General features: G+C 67.3%; 13 protein-coding genes. 9 read left to right on the top strand and 4 right to left on the bottom strand.

All coding sequences use genetic code 11. The features are described 5' to 3' along the window. Both AACH06_RS26340 and AACH06_RS26335 read right to left on the bottom strand, forming a co-directional pair. Positions 1-749: choice-of-anchor D domain-containing protein (locus tag AACH06_RS26340; RefSeq protein WP_341428786.1), on the bottom strand; the 749-nt coding region annotated here is incomplete at its 3' end. A gap of 65 nt (positions 750-814) precedes the next feature. Next, complete coding sequence (locus AACH06_RS26335) at positions 815-1219, bottom strand: CPBP family intramembrane glutamic endopeptidase (RefSeq protein WP_341428785.1); 405 nt, start codon at positions 1217-1219, stop codon at positions 815-817. A 332-nt stretch (positions 1220-1551) separates the two neighbouring features. On the opposite strand from AACH06_RS26335, the gene serB reads away from it, so the two are divergent. The 5 genes from serB to AACH06_RS26310 all read left to right on the top strand — a co-directional run bounded on the left by serB (position 1552) and on the right by AACH06_RS26310 (position 6651). After that, positions 1552-2262 (top strand): phosphoserine phosphatase SerB, encoded by a 711-nt coding sequence (gene serB, locus AACH06_RS26330; protein ID WP_341428784.1) that lies wholly within the window; start codon positions 1552-1554, stop codon positions 2260-2262. A gap of 142 nt (positions 2263-2404) precedes the next feature. Continuing rightward, a complete protein-coding gene (locus AACH06_RS26325) occupies positions 2405-3559 on the top strand; it encodes a sensor histidine kinase (protein WP_341428783.1) in 1155 nt (384 codons plus the stop codon). 8 nt (positions 3560-3567) lie between these two features. Then, entirely contained in the window at positions 3568-4731 is a 1164-nt protein-coding gene (locus AACH06_RS26320; protein WP_341428782.1) for a histidine kinase, read from the top strand. Then, the gene (locus tag AACH06_RS26315) at positions 4728-5486 is read left to right on the top strand and encodes a LytR/AlgR family response regulator transcription factor (protein WP_341428781.1); all 759 of its coding nucleotides are present in this window, start codon (positions 4728-4730) and stop codon (positions 5484-5486) included. The genes AACH06_RS26320 and AACH06_RS26315 overlap by 4 nt, the downstream gene beginning before the upstream one ends. A 235-nt stretch (positions 5487-5721) precedes the next feature. Further along, a complete protein-coding gene (locus AACH06_RS26310) occupies positions 5722-6651 on the top strand; it encodes an alpha/beta hydrolase (RefSeq protein ID WP_341428780.1) in 930 nt (309 codons plus the stop codon). A gap of 65 nt (positions 6652-6716) precedes the next feature. On the opposite strand, the gene AACH06_RS26305 is transcribed toward AACH06_RS26310, so the two are convergent. Together AACH06_RS26305 and hrpA are read right to left on the bottom strand one after the other, a co-directional pair. Continuing rightward, positions 6717-7016, bottom strand: coding sequence for a hypothetical protein (locus AACH06_RS26305; protein ID WP_341428779.1), 300 nt, complete (start codon positions 7014-7016; stop codon positions 6717-6719). A 295-nt stretch (positions 7017-7311) separates the two neighbouring features. Then, positions 7312-11493: an ATP-dependent RNA helicase HrpA gene (gene hrpA / locus AACH06_RS26300; RefSeq protein ID WP_423222083.1), complete on the bottom strand. Its 4182-nt coding sequence runs from the start codon at positions 11491-11493 to the stop codon at positions 7312-7314. 504 nt (positions 11494-11997) lie between these two features. Between hrpA and argA the strand changes: the two genes are divergently transcribed. The 4 genes from argA to AACH06_RS26280 all read left to right on the top strand — a co-directional run bounded on the left by argA (position 11998) and on the right by AACH06_RS26280 (position 15222). After that, a complete protein-coding gene (argA, locus tag AACH06_RS26295) occupies positions 11998-13338 on the top strand; it encodes an amino-acid N-acetyltransferase (RefSeq protein ID WP_341428777.1) in 1341 nt (446 codons plus the stop codon). Between the two features lie 57 nt (positions 13339-13395). Then, the gene (locus AACH06_RS26290; protein WP_341428776.1) at positions 13396-13668 is read left to right on the top strand and encodes an oxidative damage protection protein; all 273 of its coding nucleotides are present in this window, start codon (positions 13396-13398) and stop codon (positions 13666-13668) included. Positions 13669-13852: 184 nt separating this feature from the next. Then, positions 13853-14839 (top strand): extracellular solute-binding protein, encoded by a 987-nt coding sequence (locus AACH06_RS26285; protein WP_341428775.1) that lies wholly within the window; start codon positions 13853-13855, stop codon positions 14837-14839. A 77-nt stretch (positions 14840-14916) separates the two neighbouring features. After that, positions 14917-15222, top strand: a complete 306-nt coding sequence (locus AACH06_RS26280) for an H-NS histone family protein (RefSeq protein ID WP_341428774.1) — start codon at positions 14917-14919, stop codon at positions 15220-15222. Positions 15223-15327 lie beyond the last annotated feature (105 nt).

Raw genomic sequence — 15327 nt, 5'->3', positions numbered from 1 at the left:
ACCGCGCAGCCGCCGGTGGCCGCGTAGTCGGCCGCGGCGCTGCCACCGAGCGTGATGGCGCTGAAGTTCAGCGCCGCGTTGCCGGTGTTGCTCACGGTCAGCGTCTTGGCGCTGCTGGTGGTGTTGACGGTCTGGCTGCCGAAGGCCAGGCTGCTCGCGTTCAGCGAAATGGTCGGCTCGGGGGCCGCGGCCCCGGTGCCCGACAGCGCGATGGGCACCGCCGTGGTCAGGCCGCTGTGGGTGATGCTCAGGCTGCCGGTGCGGCTGCCCGCCGCCGTCGGCGAGAACACGACCGTGATCGTGCAGCTGCCGCTGGCTGACAAGGTCGTGCCGCACGTGCCGCCGCTGCGCGAGAAATCGCCGCTCACAGTGGCGGCCAGGCTTGTCAGGGCCGCAATGCGGCTGGCGCGCACCGTCACCGTCTGGCTCGTGCTGGTCTGGCCGACGGTGGTCTGGGCGAAGCTGAGCGAGCTGGGCGCATTGCCGAGATAGGCGGCGATGTCTTCCAGATCCGTGGCGGACAGGAACGAGAGCCCCGACATCGAGCCCACGTTGTTGATCGCATTGCGAATCATCGTCGGGCTGTTGCGGCCGCGGTCCACCTTCGCCGTCGACGCCACCGAGTGGCAGCCCGAGCAATTGGTGGCGAACTTGCTGGTGCCCACGATGGGGTCGGCGGCCTGGCTGGCCACCGGCCAGAGCAAGGCGCCGATCATCGTCAGCGTCAACCAGGAATGCATCAGTCTCATGAGGCTCCTCACTTCGTCGTTGTCAGTGTTGATAATTGATTACCCAAACGGATACATCTGAAACTTCATCGGGCGATCACGCCCATCCAGATCAGGTTGAAGCCGGCATGCCACGCGACGCAGGGCAGCAGCCGACCGTGGCGAGCGAATCCCGCTCCGATCCAGGCGGCCGGCAGCACCGTGGCCGCCGCACGCCACGCATCCGCCGTGTCCCGTGCAAACAGCAGATGGGCCAATCCAAAGGCGAGCGCGCTGACGGCACAGGCCCACGCAGCCCCCCAACGGCGTGACAGCGGCGCCTGCAAACCCCAGCGCCACACCACCTCTTCGCACCACGGGGCCAGGCACAACGATCGCCACACCCCTTCCCAAGGCAGCCCCACCGCCCCCACAGTGACGATGGCCAGCCAGCCCCACGCCGCGGCGGTGCCTGCTGGCGGAGCGAAGTGGGTCAAAGGGCGGGCGGTCATGCGGTGATCTCGGCGGGCCCCAACAGGGGCCATGGAATGAGCGTGTTCGACCGGTAGGTGCCCGCCGGCATCGAAAAGGTTGTAGGGGCCGCCACCCAGACGTAACGTGATGTTCTTCACACTCGGCACCCGGCCGCCGATCCGGTCGCCCGCACGGTCGTCACTGGGCGCCTTCCCCGCCGCCTCTCCCTGGATGCGACGCCTAAGCGGCCAGGTTGCGCCCCCCTTTTTACGGCCCGTTCGCGGGCCCGATGGACCGCAACCCGAGGACAATCAGTGCCTGCCGCGCCCTGCCGGCGCCCGCCCTCACCGTTTCGATTTGCCCGCACCTGATGAGCGCCATTGAATTCGCCCCCGGTCTTTTCACCCGCGGCATCACGCCGCCCTTGGCCCTGGCCGACTTCAAGCTGGTGGCCTTCGACATGGATTCGACGCTGATCGACATCGAGTGCGTCGACGAAATCGCCGCCGCGGCCGGGCGCAAGGCCGAAGTCGCCGCCATCACCGAAGCTGCGATGCGCGGTGAGATCGCTGACTACAAAGACAGCCTGCGCCGGCGGGTGGCACTGCTGGCCGGCGTCAGCGAGCAGGCTCTGCACGAGGTCTATGCCCAGCGCCTGCGCCTGAACCCCGGGGTGGAGGCCTTCGTGCTCGCCTGCCGCGCCGCCGGCCTGAAAACCTTGCTCGTCTCGGGTGGATTCACCTTCTTCAGCGACCGGGTGCGCCAGCGCCTGCAGCTCGATTTCGCCCGCAGCAACGTGCTGGAGATCTCCGACGGCCGCCTGACGGGCCGGATGGTCGACCGCCCCTGGGGCGACATCGTCGACGGCGCCGAGAAGCGCCGCGTGCTGCTGGAGGTGTGCGAACTGATGGGCATCTCGCCGGACCAGGCAATCGCCGTGGGCGACGGTGCCAACGACCTGCCGATGATGGGCGCAGCGGGGTTGTCGATCGCCTACCACGCCAAGCCCGCTGTGCGCGAACAGGCGATGCTCTCGATCGAGCAAGGCGGCATGGACCGCGCGCTGGAAGTGCTGCGCTGACCGCCGGCAGCGGCCAGCCGTCAAAGCACCCACCCCACGCCCCGCCACAGCCTCGATCCTGGCGAGCGGGGCTTCGTCGCGCTGCAGCCGGGTTCGTCGCCCGGCCCCCACGGGCGGGCATCGGCGGCAGACAATCCGGCCCATGACGACCGTCGCCCCATCGACCGCCGCCGCCACCCGCTGGGAGGCGTTCCGCCGTGTGGTCAATCTGCCCCATGTGGCAGGGGTCTTCTACCTGGCTTTCGTGCTGGCCCTGTCGCGCGCCTTCGCGTGGCGGACCGGCGACGAGCAGTGGGATCAGTGGGCGTTCAAGCTGGCCGTGTTCACACGGCAATCGCTGATCAGCGGCCTGGCCATCTTGCTGTGTGCGGGCGCCGCCGAGGCGATGCTCACCCGCGCCAGGCTGACCGTGCGCGCCGCCTGGTGTGTGCGCGCGCTGGCGGTGCTGGCGGGCACCTGTGCCGGTGCGGTGATCCGCTTCGCCGTCTTCTACGCACCTGAGTTCACGGAGCCCTTCTACTGGTGGTGGTTTGCCTATACCTGCGGCCTGTGGTGGCTGCTGGGTTGCACCGGGTATGCCCTGCTGCACCTGGCCGTCAGCGAGCGGGCCGCGGCCGAGCGCCTGGCGCAGGCCTGGCTGTCGCGCCAGGCACTGGCCGCACAGCAGATGGAGGCCGAGCTGTCGGCCCTGCAGGCCCAGATCGAGCCGCATTTCCTGTTCAACACGCTGGCCACGGTCAAGCGGCTGTACGACGTGGCGCCCGGTCGGGGCCGCGACATGCTGAGCAGCCTCATCGCCTACCTGCAAGCGGCCCTGCCCGGCATGCGCAGCCAGCGCGCCTGCCTGGGCGATGAGATCGAGCGGGTGCGGCACTACCTGGCGATCCTGCAGATGCGGATGGGCGAGCGGCTTCGATTCCACATCGACACACCACCTGCCTTGCACGACGCCGAGATGCCGCCGATGGTCATCGCGACCTTGGTGGAGAACGCGATCAAGCACGGCCTGTCGCCCTTGCCGGAGGGCGGGCAGTTGACCATCACCGCCCGCATCGAGACCGATGGCCGGCTGACGGTGGAGGTGCAGGACGATGGCCGCGGGTTCGTGGGTGCGGCCGGCACCGGCGTGGGCCTGGCCAACACGCGGGCCCGGCTCGCGGCGCTGTATGGCGCGCAGGGCACCCTCTCGCTGGAAGCGGCCGTGCCTCGGGGGGTGCGGGCCAGTGTCAGCCTGCCGCTTCGCCGCGTGGGCGCTCAAGCGGTGGCGCGGAACACCGCCGCGGTGGTGGCCTCGTGAGCCGGTTGATGGACCCGCCCGTGGCGGTGCCGGCCGATACGCCGGCTGGCGCCACGCAGCTTCAGCAAGCGTTGGGTTGGCTGGCCCACTGCTGGCAGGCCTGGCGCTCGGTGAAGGGCATCGAGATCGCCGGGTTCGTGGCGCTGGGGCTGCTGTACGGGGCGGTGGATGTCACCTGGCTGGCCGAGCCCAAGGAGATCGAGCGACCGTGGGCCGTGTTCTTTCGCCTGCTCACCTCACCGGCCTTGTGCACCCTGGCACTGCTGCTCGCCTGGCTGCCGGCCGACCGAACGACCGCCACATGGCGCTGGCGCACGCAGACGCTGGTGGTGGCCACCTTGATCGGCAGCCTGGTGGCCGTGCCGCTGGCCTGGACGGTGCCCGACTGGCTGGGCCTGCCGGTGCTTCAGGAGCTGTGTGAGCCCAAGTGCCCGCCGAAAACGCTGCCCTTGTGGCAGCGCTTCGCAGGCGACTTCCTCGCCGTGCTGCTGCCAGGCGGCCTGGCGATCGGCGTGGTCGAGATGCTGCGCCGCAGCTGGCGCTCGCAGGCCCAGTTGCAACAGCTGCTGCAGGAGCAGGCGGCGCTGGGGCGCCAGGCGATGGCGGCACGGCTGGCGGCCATGCAGGCCCAGGTGGAGCCGCACTTCTTGTTCGACGTGCTGGTGGATGTGCAGCAGCAGTACGCGCATGGCCAGAGCGACAGCGCGGCGGAGCAGTTGGAGAGGCTCATCCACCACCTGCGCGCCGCGCTGCCCCGGCTGCGCGAGCACAACGTGACCACGCTGGATGCGGAATCGGCCCTGCTGGGCAGCTACCTGGCGCTGCGGCAGGGCCTGGAGCATCAGCCGGTGGAGCTGATCGATGAATTGCCCCCGGCGCTGCGCGGCGCCTCGTTGCCGGCCATGCTGCTGTTGCCGCTGCTGCAGCGCGCGCTGCGCCTGTCGCCAACCGACCTGCCGCCACGTGTGGTGCTGCGCGCCCAGCGCGGCACGCTGGCGCAACCCATGGCCCTGCAGGTGTTTCTGGAAATCAGCGCCACCGGCTTGTGTGGCGACGATGCCGAGCTGGCCGCCCATCGCGAGCGGCTTCAGGTGCTGACAGGCGACGCCGCCAGCCTGAAGTGCGCCGATGTGCGCGGCACCACCCGATTCACGCTGACCCTGCCCTCATGAAGAATCCCACCGCCATCGTGGCTGAAGACGAAGCCACCCTGCGCGCCGAACTCATCGAGCAGATCACCCGGCTGTGGCCCGAGCTGCACATCGCCGGCGAGGCCTCCGACGGGGTGCAGGCACTTCGCCTGCTGGATGAGCTGCGGCCCGACGTGATGTTCCTGGACATCCAGATGCCCGGCGCCACGGGCCTCGAAGTGGCGCGCCAGGCCAGCGGCCGCAGCCGCGTGGTCTTCGTGACCGCCTACGACGAGCATGCGGTGGCGGCCTTCGACCATGGCGCTGTCGACTACCTCCTCAAGCCCTTACAGCCGGCGCGTCTGTTCACCGCCATCGGTCGCGTGAAAGAGCGTCTGGGCGATGCCCCCAGCGACCTGGGTGCTGTGCTCGATCGGCTGGCGGCCTTGCCGAGCGCCACGCCGACTCGGCAGTACCTGAGGTGGATCAATGCGTCGATCGGCCAGACACTCAAGCTGATCACGGTCGACGAAGTGCAGTACTTCCAGGCGGACAACAAGTACACCCGCGTCACGCTGCGCGACAGCGAGGCCCTGATCCGCAAGCCCCTGAAAGAGCTGGTCGAGGAACTGGACCCGCAACAGTTCTGGCAGATCCACCGCTCGACCCTGGTGAACGCCAACGCCATCGCCGGCGCCAGCCGAGACTTCCGTGGCCGCCTCCAGCTCAAGCTCAAAGAGCGCCACGACACCTTGCTCGTGGCCGAGAGCTACGCGCACTTGTTCAAGCAAATGTGAACGCCATCGGGGCACGCTGGCCCCGAAGTGTTAGCGCACCTTCCCACCTGTAACCATCCATCAGGACGGCCGTGAAACCACGGCCATCTCCGGCTTTCGCTTCCTTATCCGCATCGGCGCCACGTCGATGAGGCGACCGTCGCCCGACTCGTCTCTTCGGTGTTTTTGAGCCCGGTCCGGCGCGATTCAGCGCTTCGCGGCCCGTCGGGCCCGGCGCCATCGCCAAGGAAGACTCATGCCTTCGTTCACTTCATCGCTGCAAGTGGCCGCCACCATCATCGCTGCCGGCCTGCCCCTCGTTTCCCAAGCGCAATACACCTCTGAGAGCAGCGTGCCTCCCGGCTACAACAGCGCCTGCAACTGCTACCGCAACGTGCCCTATGGTTCTGTCTCTTGGATGGAGCCCACCACCAAGAAGCTGGCCAAGCAGGTGATGGATGTGTGGATGCCGCCCAAGACCTTCTCGGGCCCACGCCCGATCGTCTACTACGGGCACCCGAACGGCGCGTCCAGCTACATCGCCAAAGACAGCAAAGCCACCTCGCTGTGGAGCAAGCTGGTCAAGCCCCTGACCGATCGCGGCTTCATCGTCGTGGCCTACGAGTTCCGCCATCCGGTGGTGAACTACGTCGAGGGCAAACCCACGCCGCGCTACGACATCCAGAAGGCGATCAACACCTTCGTCAGCAAGCATGCCGAGGCGCTCAACGCCGACCCGTCGAACTCGTTCATCACCGGCCAGTCGCGCGGCGGCGGGCTGGGCATCCTCACGGCACTGACCGGCAAGCTCACGGGCACCACGATCCGTGCGATGTGGACCTACCAGGCCCAGACCACGTTCAACTGCAACGAGATGGCGAACACCTTTGTCATCCCGAGCGATCGGGACGAGTTCCTCACCCAATGCACCTCGGTGCCGGATGCGGGCTCGTCGCTGCAATCGGTGGGTCCTTCGTCCCCGCCGATCGTGGCGGGCTATGACCGTCCGTTCAACATGGTGCAGGTGCCCGCCAGCAAAGTGGATGTCCACTACCCCGACTTCGGCTATCAACTGTGCCGCCGCTACCAGACCGAAGGCACGCGCCAATGCGACGGCCGCCAAAGCGTGTCGGTCGACAACGCCTGGGTGGGCGTGGCGGACTTCTTCGCTGCCTACATCCAGTGAGCATCGAAGCCATTCGCGGCGGGCACCCGCGGGGCCGGCCGCGGCCTGGCGGCGCAGCTGTCAGGTCAGGCGGGTCGTCTGCGCGCTGATTCGCGCATCACGCCAGCGTGCGCGGTGTGCAGCACGACCACGTCCCACAGCGCATCGAAGCGTTGCTGGAACGACGCGTCCATGTCTTGCCGCACGCCGCGCAGGTCGGCCAAGCCTTCGGCCAGGGCCTGCACGATGGCCGGCGTCTGTCCGAATGACTCGAGCAACTGCTCCAGCGAGTTCAACTGATCGGCGGGAAGTTCGGAATCCGGCCAGACATCGGCCGGTTGCGTCGACCCGGTACCGCTTGGCACCGTTGCGCGAGGATGAATCATGTCGGCGTTCGCTCCAAGTAGGTTGGCTCGTGTACACCTATGCGGCCCTCCAGCCCGACGTATCGTCGCGGGTCTGCCGTCCTCGCTGCGCAGTCTCTCGCTGCACCCACCAAGTTGCAAGCGCGGCGAGCCGCTGTTACGCGCGCGTCCCGACGCGATGTTGTGATTTCGCCATGCAGCCGCGCGGCCAACCCCGCGCGGCCAAAGGCATCAACGTGTCACCCAGGTGACGTGAACGGGGCGCTGCGGAAGCCCCCTGCCCTGGTGCTGCGCGTGCGTCATCGGCCGTGGCGCGTCAGCTGCTGATCTGGGACCACACCTTTTCCAGGCGCTTCACCGACACCGGTTGAGGCGTGCGCAGTTCCTGCGCAAACAGGCTGATGCGCAGTTCCTCGAGCAGCCAACGGAATTCATCCAGCCGCGCATCGGCGTGGCCCTTCATATCGGCCAGACGGCGCAGGTAGCGCTGCTCCATCGGGCGAAGCTCCGCCAGGCGCTGGCTGTCGCGCGATGGATCTGCACGCAGCTTGTCCAGCCGCATCACCACGCCCTTGAGGTAGCGAGGGAAATGCTGCATCTGCGCATAAGGGCTCTGGGCGATGAAACGCTTGGGCACCAGGCGCTGCATTTGAGCCGTGATGTCGTCGGCCACCTCCTTGGGCGGCTTGCTGTCTTTGAGCTTGCGCACCGCCCCGGCGTATTCGGTGAGCACCGTTCCCGCCAGGCGCGCCACCTCCTGCGCGATGAGGTTGAGCCGGGTGCGGCCCTCATCGATGCGCTTGTTGAAGGCGATCGGGTCCTGCGGCAAGGGCTCTTGCAGAAAGGCGCGGTCCAGCGCCACCGAGATGATCTGGTCGCGCAGCTCTTCCAGCGTGCCCAGCGGCATGTAGGCGACCGCCATCTTCTGAAGATCCGGAATGTTCTTCTCCAGATACTTCAGGGGCTCCTTGATCTGCAGTGCCACGAGGCGACGCAACCCGGCCCGGTGCTGAGCGGCGGCCACGTCAGGCTCGTCGAAGACTTCGATCTCGACATGCTGGCCCTTGTCGATCAGCGCCGGGAAGCCGATCAGCGTCTGGCCCTTCTGCCGGATCTCCATCAGCTCGGGCAGTTCGCCGAACGTCCACGCCGTGTGGCGTGCGGGCGGTGCGTCCGGTGCGGGCGCCGGCGGGGCCTTGACCACCGCGGTGACGCCGCGTGAGGGAACGGTGGAGGCGGCGTCGGACGCGGCCGGCGCCGGGCCGCTCCCAAGCGGCCGCGCCACCCCGCCCGGCGGGTGGTGACGGGTACCCCCGTCACCGGGTGCCCCACGCAAGGCGGCCAGCGCCTGGAACGCCGAACGGGCCTGCCCGCCCCACTCGGCCTTGAGCGCGGCCAATTGCCGGCCCATGCCCAGTTGGCGACCATGCTCGTCGACCACGCGGAAGTTCATGAACAGGTGCGGGGCGAGCTGTTCGAGCTTGAAGTCGTTGCGCTGCACCGCCAATTGGGTGCGCTCACGCACGGCCTTCAGCAGCGCGTCCATCAACGGCCCTTGGGCAAACGTCGTGGTTTCGCAGAACTCGGCCGCAAAGTCCGGCAGCGGCACCAGGCGCGAACGCGGGCGTTGGTGCAGGCTCTTGATCAAGGCGAGCACCTTGGCTTCAAGCATGCCGGGCACCAGCCACTCGCAGCGCTCGTCGCTGACCTGGTTGAGCGCGTAGATGGGCACCGTGACCGTCACGCCATCTTTGGGGTCGCCCGGCTCGTGGAGATACACCGCGGAGCAGTCCACGCCACCCAGCCGGATGGTCTTCGGGAATGCAGAGGTCGTGATGCCGGCCGCCTCGTGGCGCATCAACTCTTCACGGCTGAGCATCAGCAGCTTCGGCTGCTTCTTGCTTTCCTCACGGTACCAGCGCTCGAAGGTGGCGCCGCTGACGATGCCGGCCGGCAGTTGCTGGTCGTAGTAGGCGTAGATCAACTCATCGTCGACCAGCACGTCCTGGCGCCGCGCCTTGTGCTCCAGCTCTTCCACCTGCGCGATCATCTTGCGGTTGTGTGCCAGGAACGGCAGCCGGGTCTCCCACTCGCCCAACACCAGGGCCTCGCGGATGAAGATCTCGCGGGCCACCACCGGATCGACCTGGCCGAAGTTCACCCGCCGGTTCGAATAGATGACGATGCCGTACAGGGTGGCGCGCTCCAGCGCGACGACTTCGGCCGCCTTTTTCTCCCAGTGCGGCTCCAGCAGCTGCGTCTTGAGCAGATGGCCGGCGATCGGTGGGATCCACTGCGGCTCGATGGCCGCCAGCCCACGGCCGAACAGCCGTGTGGTGTCGACCAGCTCAGCCGCCACCAGCCACCGGCCGGGCTTCTTGCTCAAGTGCGCGCCCGGGTGCCGCCAGAACTTGATGCCCCGAGCGCCCAGGTACCAATCGTCGTCATCGGCCTTGCAGCCGATGTTGCCCAGCAAGCCGGCCAGCATCGCCTGGTGGATCTGCTCGTAGGTCGCGGGGCTGCCGTTGATTCGCCAGCCGTGCTCGGCCACCACGGTCTGCAACTGCGAATGGATGTCGCGCCATTCACGCACACGTCGCGGGTTGACGAAGCTGTCGCGCAGGCGCTGCTCCTGCTGCCGATTGCTGAGTTTGTGGGTGGCGGCTGGTCGCGCCGGGGCGCCGGGCTTCTGAGGCGCGGCACCGGGCTTGTGGGGCGGCGCGGGGGGCGCATCGGCCGCATGCCCCCGCCCCTCTTCGATCCACTTCCACAGCTTGAGGTAGCCCATGAACTCCGACTTCTCGTCGTCGAACTTCTTGTGCTTCTCGTCGGCCGCCTGCTGGGCTTCGAGAGGGCGATCTCGAACGTCCTGAACGCTCAACGCGCTGGCGATGATCAGCACCTCGGCCAGCGACTGACGGTCTCGCGCTTCGAGGATCATGCGGCCCACACGGGGGTCCAGCGGCAGCTTGGCCAGCTCTCGGCCGATGGGCGTCAGCTCGTTGGCTTCGTCCACCGCCCCCAGCTCGGCCAGCAAGGCGTAGCCGTCGGCGATGGCCTTGCGAGGCGGCGGCTCGAGGAAAGGGAAATCCTCGACCAGGCCCAGGTGCAGCGCCTTCATGCGCAGGATGACGCCTGCCAGCGAAGAGCGCAGGATCTCGGGGTCGGTGAAGCGCGGGCGGCCGGCGAAGTCTTTCTCGTCGTACAGCCGGATGCAGATGCCGTTGGCCACCCGGCCGCAGCGGCCGGCCCGTTGATTGGCCGCGGCCTGGCTCACCGGCTCGATCTGGAGCTGCTCGACCTTGTTGCGGTAGCTGTAGCGCTTGACGCGCGCCTGGCCTGAATCGATCACATAGCGGATGCCAGGCACCGTCAACGACGTCTCGGCCACGTTGGTGGCCAGCACGATGCGCTTGCCGCCGCCCGATTCGAAGACCCGGTCCTGCTCGGCCTGGGACAGGCGCGCGAACAACGGCAGGATGTCGGCGTGGCGGTGCAGAGGCTGGTGCGACAGGTGCTTGCGCAAGTGGTCTGCCGCCTCGCGGATTTCGCGTTCGCCGGGCAGGAAGACGAGGATGTCGCCCGAGCCCTCGCGCCAGAGCTCGTCCACGGCATCGGCGATGGCGTCGTTCAGGTCGGTCTCGGCAGGCCGGCCGCTGGGCCGCCCCGAGGCCGGCGCGCCCCCTTGGGGGGCCGACGACGGCGTCGTCTTGGGGGCATCGTTCCATTCGAAAGGCCGCCAGCGCTGCTCGACCGGGAAGGTGCGGCCGCTGACCTGGATCACCGGCGCCGGCCCGCGGGAAGAGGCAAAGTGGTTGGCGAACCGGTCGGCGTCGATCGTGGCCGAGGTCACGATGACCTTCAGATCGGGCCGGCGCGCGAGCACCTCTTTCAGGTAGCCGAGCAGGAAGTCGATGTTCAACGAGCGCTCATGCGCCTCGTCGATGATCAGCGTGTCGTAGGCCTTGAGCAGCGGGTCGGTCTGCGTCTCGGCGAGCAAGATGCCGTCGGTCATCAGCTTGACCGAGGCGCCCGGTTGCAGCCGATCCTGGAAGCGCACCTTGTAGCCCACCACCTCGCCCAGCGGCGAGTTCAACTCTTCGGCGATCCGCTTGGCCACCGAGCTGGCCGCGATGCGGCGCGGCTGGGTGTGCCCGATCAGGCCCTGGCCGCCCGCACCGATGCCGCGCCCCAGCTCGAGGGCGATCTTCGGCAACTGCGTGGTCTTGCCAGAGCCGGTTTCTCCACAAACGATGATGACCGGATGCTCGGCGAGTGCTCGGGCGATCTCCTTGCGCCGGGCTGAGACCGGCAGCGAATCGGGGTAGGTGATCGGCGGAACCGGGTTGGCGGACACCGGCCGCGGCGGGCGCGGTGGGCGCGGTGGGCGCGGGGGATGTGCCCCACGGTCTGGCCGTGCGCCAGCGGAGGCTCTCGTGGTTCCGGTGGAGCCGTCGGGCGAGGCGCCCGATGGACGTTCTGTGCGAGGAGATGACATGAAGGGGCCGGATTATCCGCGTTGGCTGGCGCCCCCTACGGTCCTTCGGCCCGGTCCCCCCGAGGGGGAGCGTTCGCCTTGGGGCGGCCCTGCGGCGAGCCCATGCCCCCTACGGTCCTTCGGTCCGCCCCCCCGAGGGGGAGCGTTCGCCTTGGGGCGGCCCTGCGGCGAACCCTCGCCCCCTGCGGTCCTTCGGCCCGGTCCCCCCGAGGGGGAGCGTTCGCCTTGGGGCGGCCCTGCGGCGAGCCTTTGCCCCCTACGGTCCTTCGGCCCGGTCCCCCCGAGGGGGAGCGTTCGCCTTGGGGCGGCCCTGCGGCGAACCTTTGCCCCCTACGGTCCTTCGGCCCGATCCCCCCGAGGGGGAGCGTTCGCCTTGGGGCGGCCCTGCGGCGAACCCTTGCCCCCTGCGGTCCTTCGGCCCGGTCCCCCCGAGGGGGAGCGTTCGCCTTGGGGCGGCCCTGCGGCGAACCCTGCGGCACAATCGGTCCACACATCGTTTGCCCCATGGACCTCGTCTTTCCCCATACCTTTGTGCCCTGGTTTCGCTCGGTCGCGCCGTACATCCACGCATACCGAGGCAAGACCTTCGTGGTCGGCATCACCGGCGAGTTGGTCGCCGCTGGAAAACTCAACTTCTTCGCGCAGGACATGGCCATCCTGCACGCCATGGGCGTGCGACTGGTGCTGGTGCACGGGTTTCGCCCACAGGTGAACGAACAGCTGGCCGCCAAGGGCCAGACGGCGCGTTTCTCGCACGGCATGCGCATCACCGACTCGGTGGCGCTCGACTGTGCTCAAGAGGCCGCCGGCCAGCTGCGCTTCGAGATCGAAGCGGCGTTCTCCCAGGGGCTGCCCAACACGCCCATGGCCAACTCGACGGTTCGCGTCGTATCAGGCAACTTCCTCACCGCACGCCCGGTGGGAATCATCGACGGCATCGATTTCCAGCACAGCGGCGTCGTGCGCAAGGTGGATGCCGCGTCGATCCGCAAGCTGATCGACATCGGTGCTCTGGTGCTGCTGTCGCCATTCGGCTTCTCGCCGACGGGCGAGGCGTTCAATCTCTCGATGGAAGACGTGGCCACGCAGACGGCCATTGCGCTGCAGGCCGACAAACTCGTCTTCATGACCGAGGTGCCCGGCATCCACGAAGACCCGACCAACCCCGAGACGCCGATCGACACCGAGCTGGCCCTGGTCGACGCCGAGCGCTTGCTCGCCAAGCTGCCACCGCCGATGCAGCCGACCGACGTGGGCTTCTACCTGCAGCACTGCGTGAAGGCCTGCGACGGCGGCGTCGAGCGCTCGCACATCCTGCCCTTCTCCACCGACGGCGCACTGTTGATGGAGGTGTTCACCCACGACGGCATCGGCACGATGGTGGTCGACGAGAAGCTCGAAAGCCTGCGCGAAGCGGGCTCCGACGACGTGGGCGGCATCCTGCAACTGATCGAGCCTTTCGAGCGGGATGGCACCTTGGTCAAGCGCGACCGCACGGAGATCGAGCGCGACATCGCCAACTACACCGTCATCGAGCACGACGGCGTGATCTTCGGCTGTGCGGCGCTCTACCCCTACCCCGAGGCACGGACGGGCGAGATGGCCGCGCTCACCGTGTCTCCGCAGGTGCAAGGACAAGGCGACGGCGACAAGATCCTCAAGCGCGTCGAACAGCGTGCGCGCACGATGGGGCTCGACTCGATCTTCGTGCTCACCACGCGCACCATGCACTGGTTCATCAAGCGCGGCTTCGCGCCGGTCGACCCCGACTGGCTGCCCGAGGCCCGCAAGCGCAAATACAACTGGGACCGGCGCTCGCAAGTGCTGGTCAAAAAGCTCGGCTGACCGGCGGCAACCCGGCCCCGGCCAGCCTCCACCCCACCCCATTCGTTGGAGACCTCGATGGCTCGTACCGTTCAATGCACCTATCTGAAAAAAGAAGCCGAAGGCCTCGATTTCGCTCCTTACCCCGGTGAGCTGGGCAAACGCATCTACGACAACATCAGCAAGGAAGCGTTCGAGCTGTGGAAGCGTCATCAAACGATGCTCGTCAATGAGAACCGCCTGAACCTGGCCGACGCTCGGGCGCGCCAGTACCTGGCACGGCAGATGGAGCAGTTTCTCTTCGGCGGCGGCGCCGACCAGCCGACCGGCTACGTACCGCCCAGCGCCTGACACTCTGTCGCGGCCTTGACATGACAGGGCCTTGTGGCGCAATTGCGAACAATTCTCGTTCATCAGCTAAACTCCACGGATTGTTTGGCTGATCGCGATCAGGAGTTTTCGCATGCGTCTGGTTCCCCGCCTGGCGGCTTGGGCCGCCCGTTTCACCCTGCTGACCACGGCGGCGTGCGCGCCCATGGCGCTGCAGGCGCAGGAAAACGTGCTGAATCTGTATTCGGCACGCCACTACCAGACCGACGAAGCCCTTTACGACAATTTCACAAAAGCCACGGGCATCAAGATCAACCGTGTCGATGCCGACGACGCCGGCATCCTGGCGCGGTTGAAAAGCGAGGGCAGCGCCAGCCCCGCAGATGTGATTTTGTTGGTAGATGCTGCCCGTTTGTGGCGTGCCGAAGTGGAAGGACTCTTCCAGCCCGTGCGTGACAAGCTGCTGGAAACCCGCATTCCGCCGCAATTGCGCAGTCAGGACAAGGGCGAGGGATCGCAATGGTTCGGTTTCTCCACCCGGGCCCGCATCATCGTCTACAACAAGCAAGTGGTTTCCCGCGAGGACGTGGATACCTACGAGGAATTGGCCGACCCGAAAAACCGCGGCAAACTCTGCACGCGATCGGGCTCTCACCCCTATAACCTGTCGCTCTTCGGCTCGATGATGGAACACCTGGGGCCGGTGAAGACGGAAGCGTGGTTGAAGGGCCTCGTGGCCAACATGGCCCGCCCACCGATGGGGGGCGATACCGACCAGATCAAGGCCGTTGCCAGTGGCGAATGCGCCATTGCGCTGACCAACACCTACTACCTCGCCCGCCTGATGCGCTCGGAGAAGGCCGACGACAAGGCCATCGTGCAGCAGATTGCCGCCGTGATGCCCAATCAGGCGACGACCGGCACGCACGTGAATATCGCAGGCGGCGCAGTCGCCCGATATGCGAAGAACCGCACGGCCGCCGTGCGTTTCCTCGAATACTTGGCCAGTGACGCAGCCCAGGCCTACTTTGCCAACGGCAACAACGAATGGCCGGCGGTGGCAGGGCTGAAACTGACCAACTCTGCGCTGGATCAGCTCGGCAGCTTCAAGCCCGATTCCGTGGCCGTCTCGGTGATCGGGATGAACCAGGTCAAGGTGCAGCAAATGCTGGACCGCGTCGGATATAAGTAATTACCTCATCTTTGCACAGGCTTGCATTGACCTGAGATATGATCCGCCCGCCCACTGGGTATCTCAGGAGCTTTCGCATGGAATCTATTCAGGAATTGCTGGCGCAGAAGGCCGCGCTCGAAAAGCGGATTGCCGATGCCCAGCGCACCGCCAAGGCCGACGCCATCGCCAAGGTCAAGGCGTTGATGGCTGAATATGGCCTCACGGCCGCAGATCTGGCCGGCAAGTCGCCCGCGGTCGTCAAGGCCGAAGGCGGCAAGAAAGTCGCAGCCAAATACAAGGATCCGGTCACTGGCCAAACCTGGACCGGCCGGGGCTTGAAGCCCAAGTGGCTGCAGGCCGCACTGGCAGGTGGCAAGACGCTGGAAGACTTCGCGCTCTGATCCCCTGAAACTTTCTTCGCCGTGGCGGGGCCCGCCCCGCGCGTGTGCGAAGATCGTCTACCCTCATCGGGGCAGCCATGGCTGCCCCGATCTCATTTCCGCTGG

Source organism: Ideonella lacteola (assembly GCF_038066555.1).
Classification (GTDB): domain Bacteria; phylum Pseudomonadota; class Gammaproteobacteria; order Burkholderiales; family Burkholderiaceae_C; genus Ideonella; species Ideonella lacteola.
The sequence above is the reverse complement of the archived record's forward strand: the minus strand, read 5'-3'. Positions and strand labels throughout refer to the sequence as shown.

Coding starts and splice junctions, on each gene's coding strand:
- AACH06_RS26335 (WP_341428785.1), bottom strand. CDS start 1,219: ATGACCGCCCGCCCTTTGACCCACTTCGCTCCGCCAGCAGGCACCGCC.
- serB (WP_341428784.1), top strand. CDS start 1,552: ATGAGCGCCATTGAATTCGCCCCCGGTCTTTTCACCCGCGGCATCACG.
- AACH06_RS26325 (WP_341428783.1), top strand. CDS start 2,405: ATGACGACCGTCGCCCCATCGACCGCCGCCGCCACCCGCTGGGAGGCG.
- AACH06_RS26320 (WP_341428782.1), top strand. CDS start 3,568: ATGGACCCGCCCGTGGCGGTGCCGGCCGATACGCCGGCTGGCGCCACG.
- AACH06_RS26315 (WP_341428781.1), top strand. CDS start 4,728: ATGAAGAATCCCACCGCCATCGTGGCTGAAGACGAAGCCACCCTGCGC.
- AACH06_RS26310 (WP_341428780.1), top strand. CDS start 5,722: ATGCCTTCGTTCACTTCATCGCTGCAAGTGGCCGCCACCATCATCGCT.
- AACH06_RS26305 (WP_341428779.1), bottom strand. CDS start 7,016: ATGATTCATCCTCGCGCAACGGTGCCAAGCGGTACCGGGTCGACGCAA.
- hrpA (WP_423222083.1), bottom strand. CDS start 11,493: ATGTCATCTCCTCGCACAGAACGTCCATCGGGCGCCTCGCCCGACGGC.
- argA (WP_341428777.1), top strand. CDS start 11,998: ATGGACCTCGTCTTTCCCCATACCTTTGTGCCCTGGTTTCGCTCGGTC.
- AACH06_RS26290 (WP_341428776.1), top strand. CDS start 13,396: ATGGCTCGTACCGTTCAATGCACCTATCTGAAAAAAGAAGCCGAAGGC.
- AACH06_RS26285 (WP_341428775.1), top strand. CDS start 13,853: ATGGCGCTGCAGGCGCAGGAAAACGTGCTGAATCTGTATTCGGCACGC.
- AACH06_RS26280 (WP_341428774.1), top strand. CDS start 14,917: ATGGAATCTATTCAGGAATTGCTGGCGCAGAAGGCCGCGCTCGAAAAG.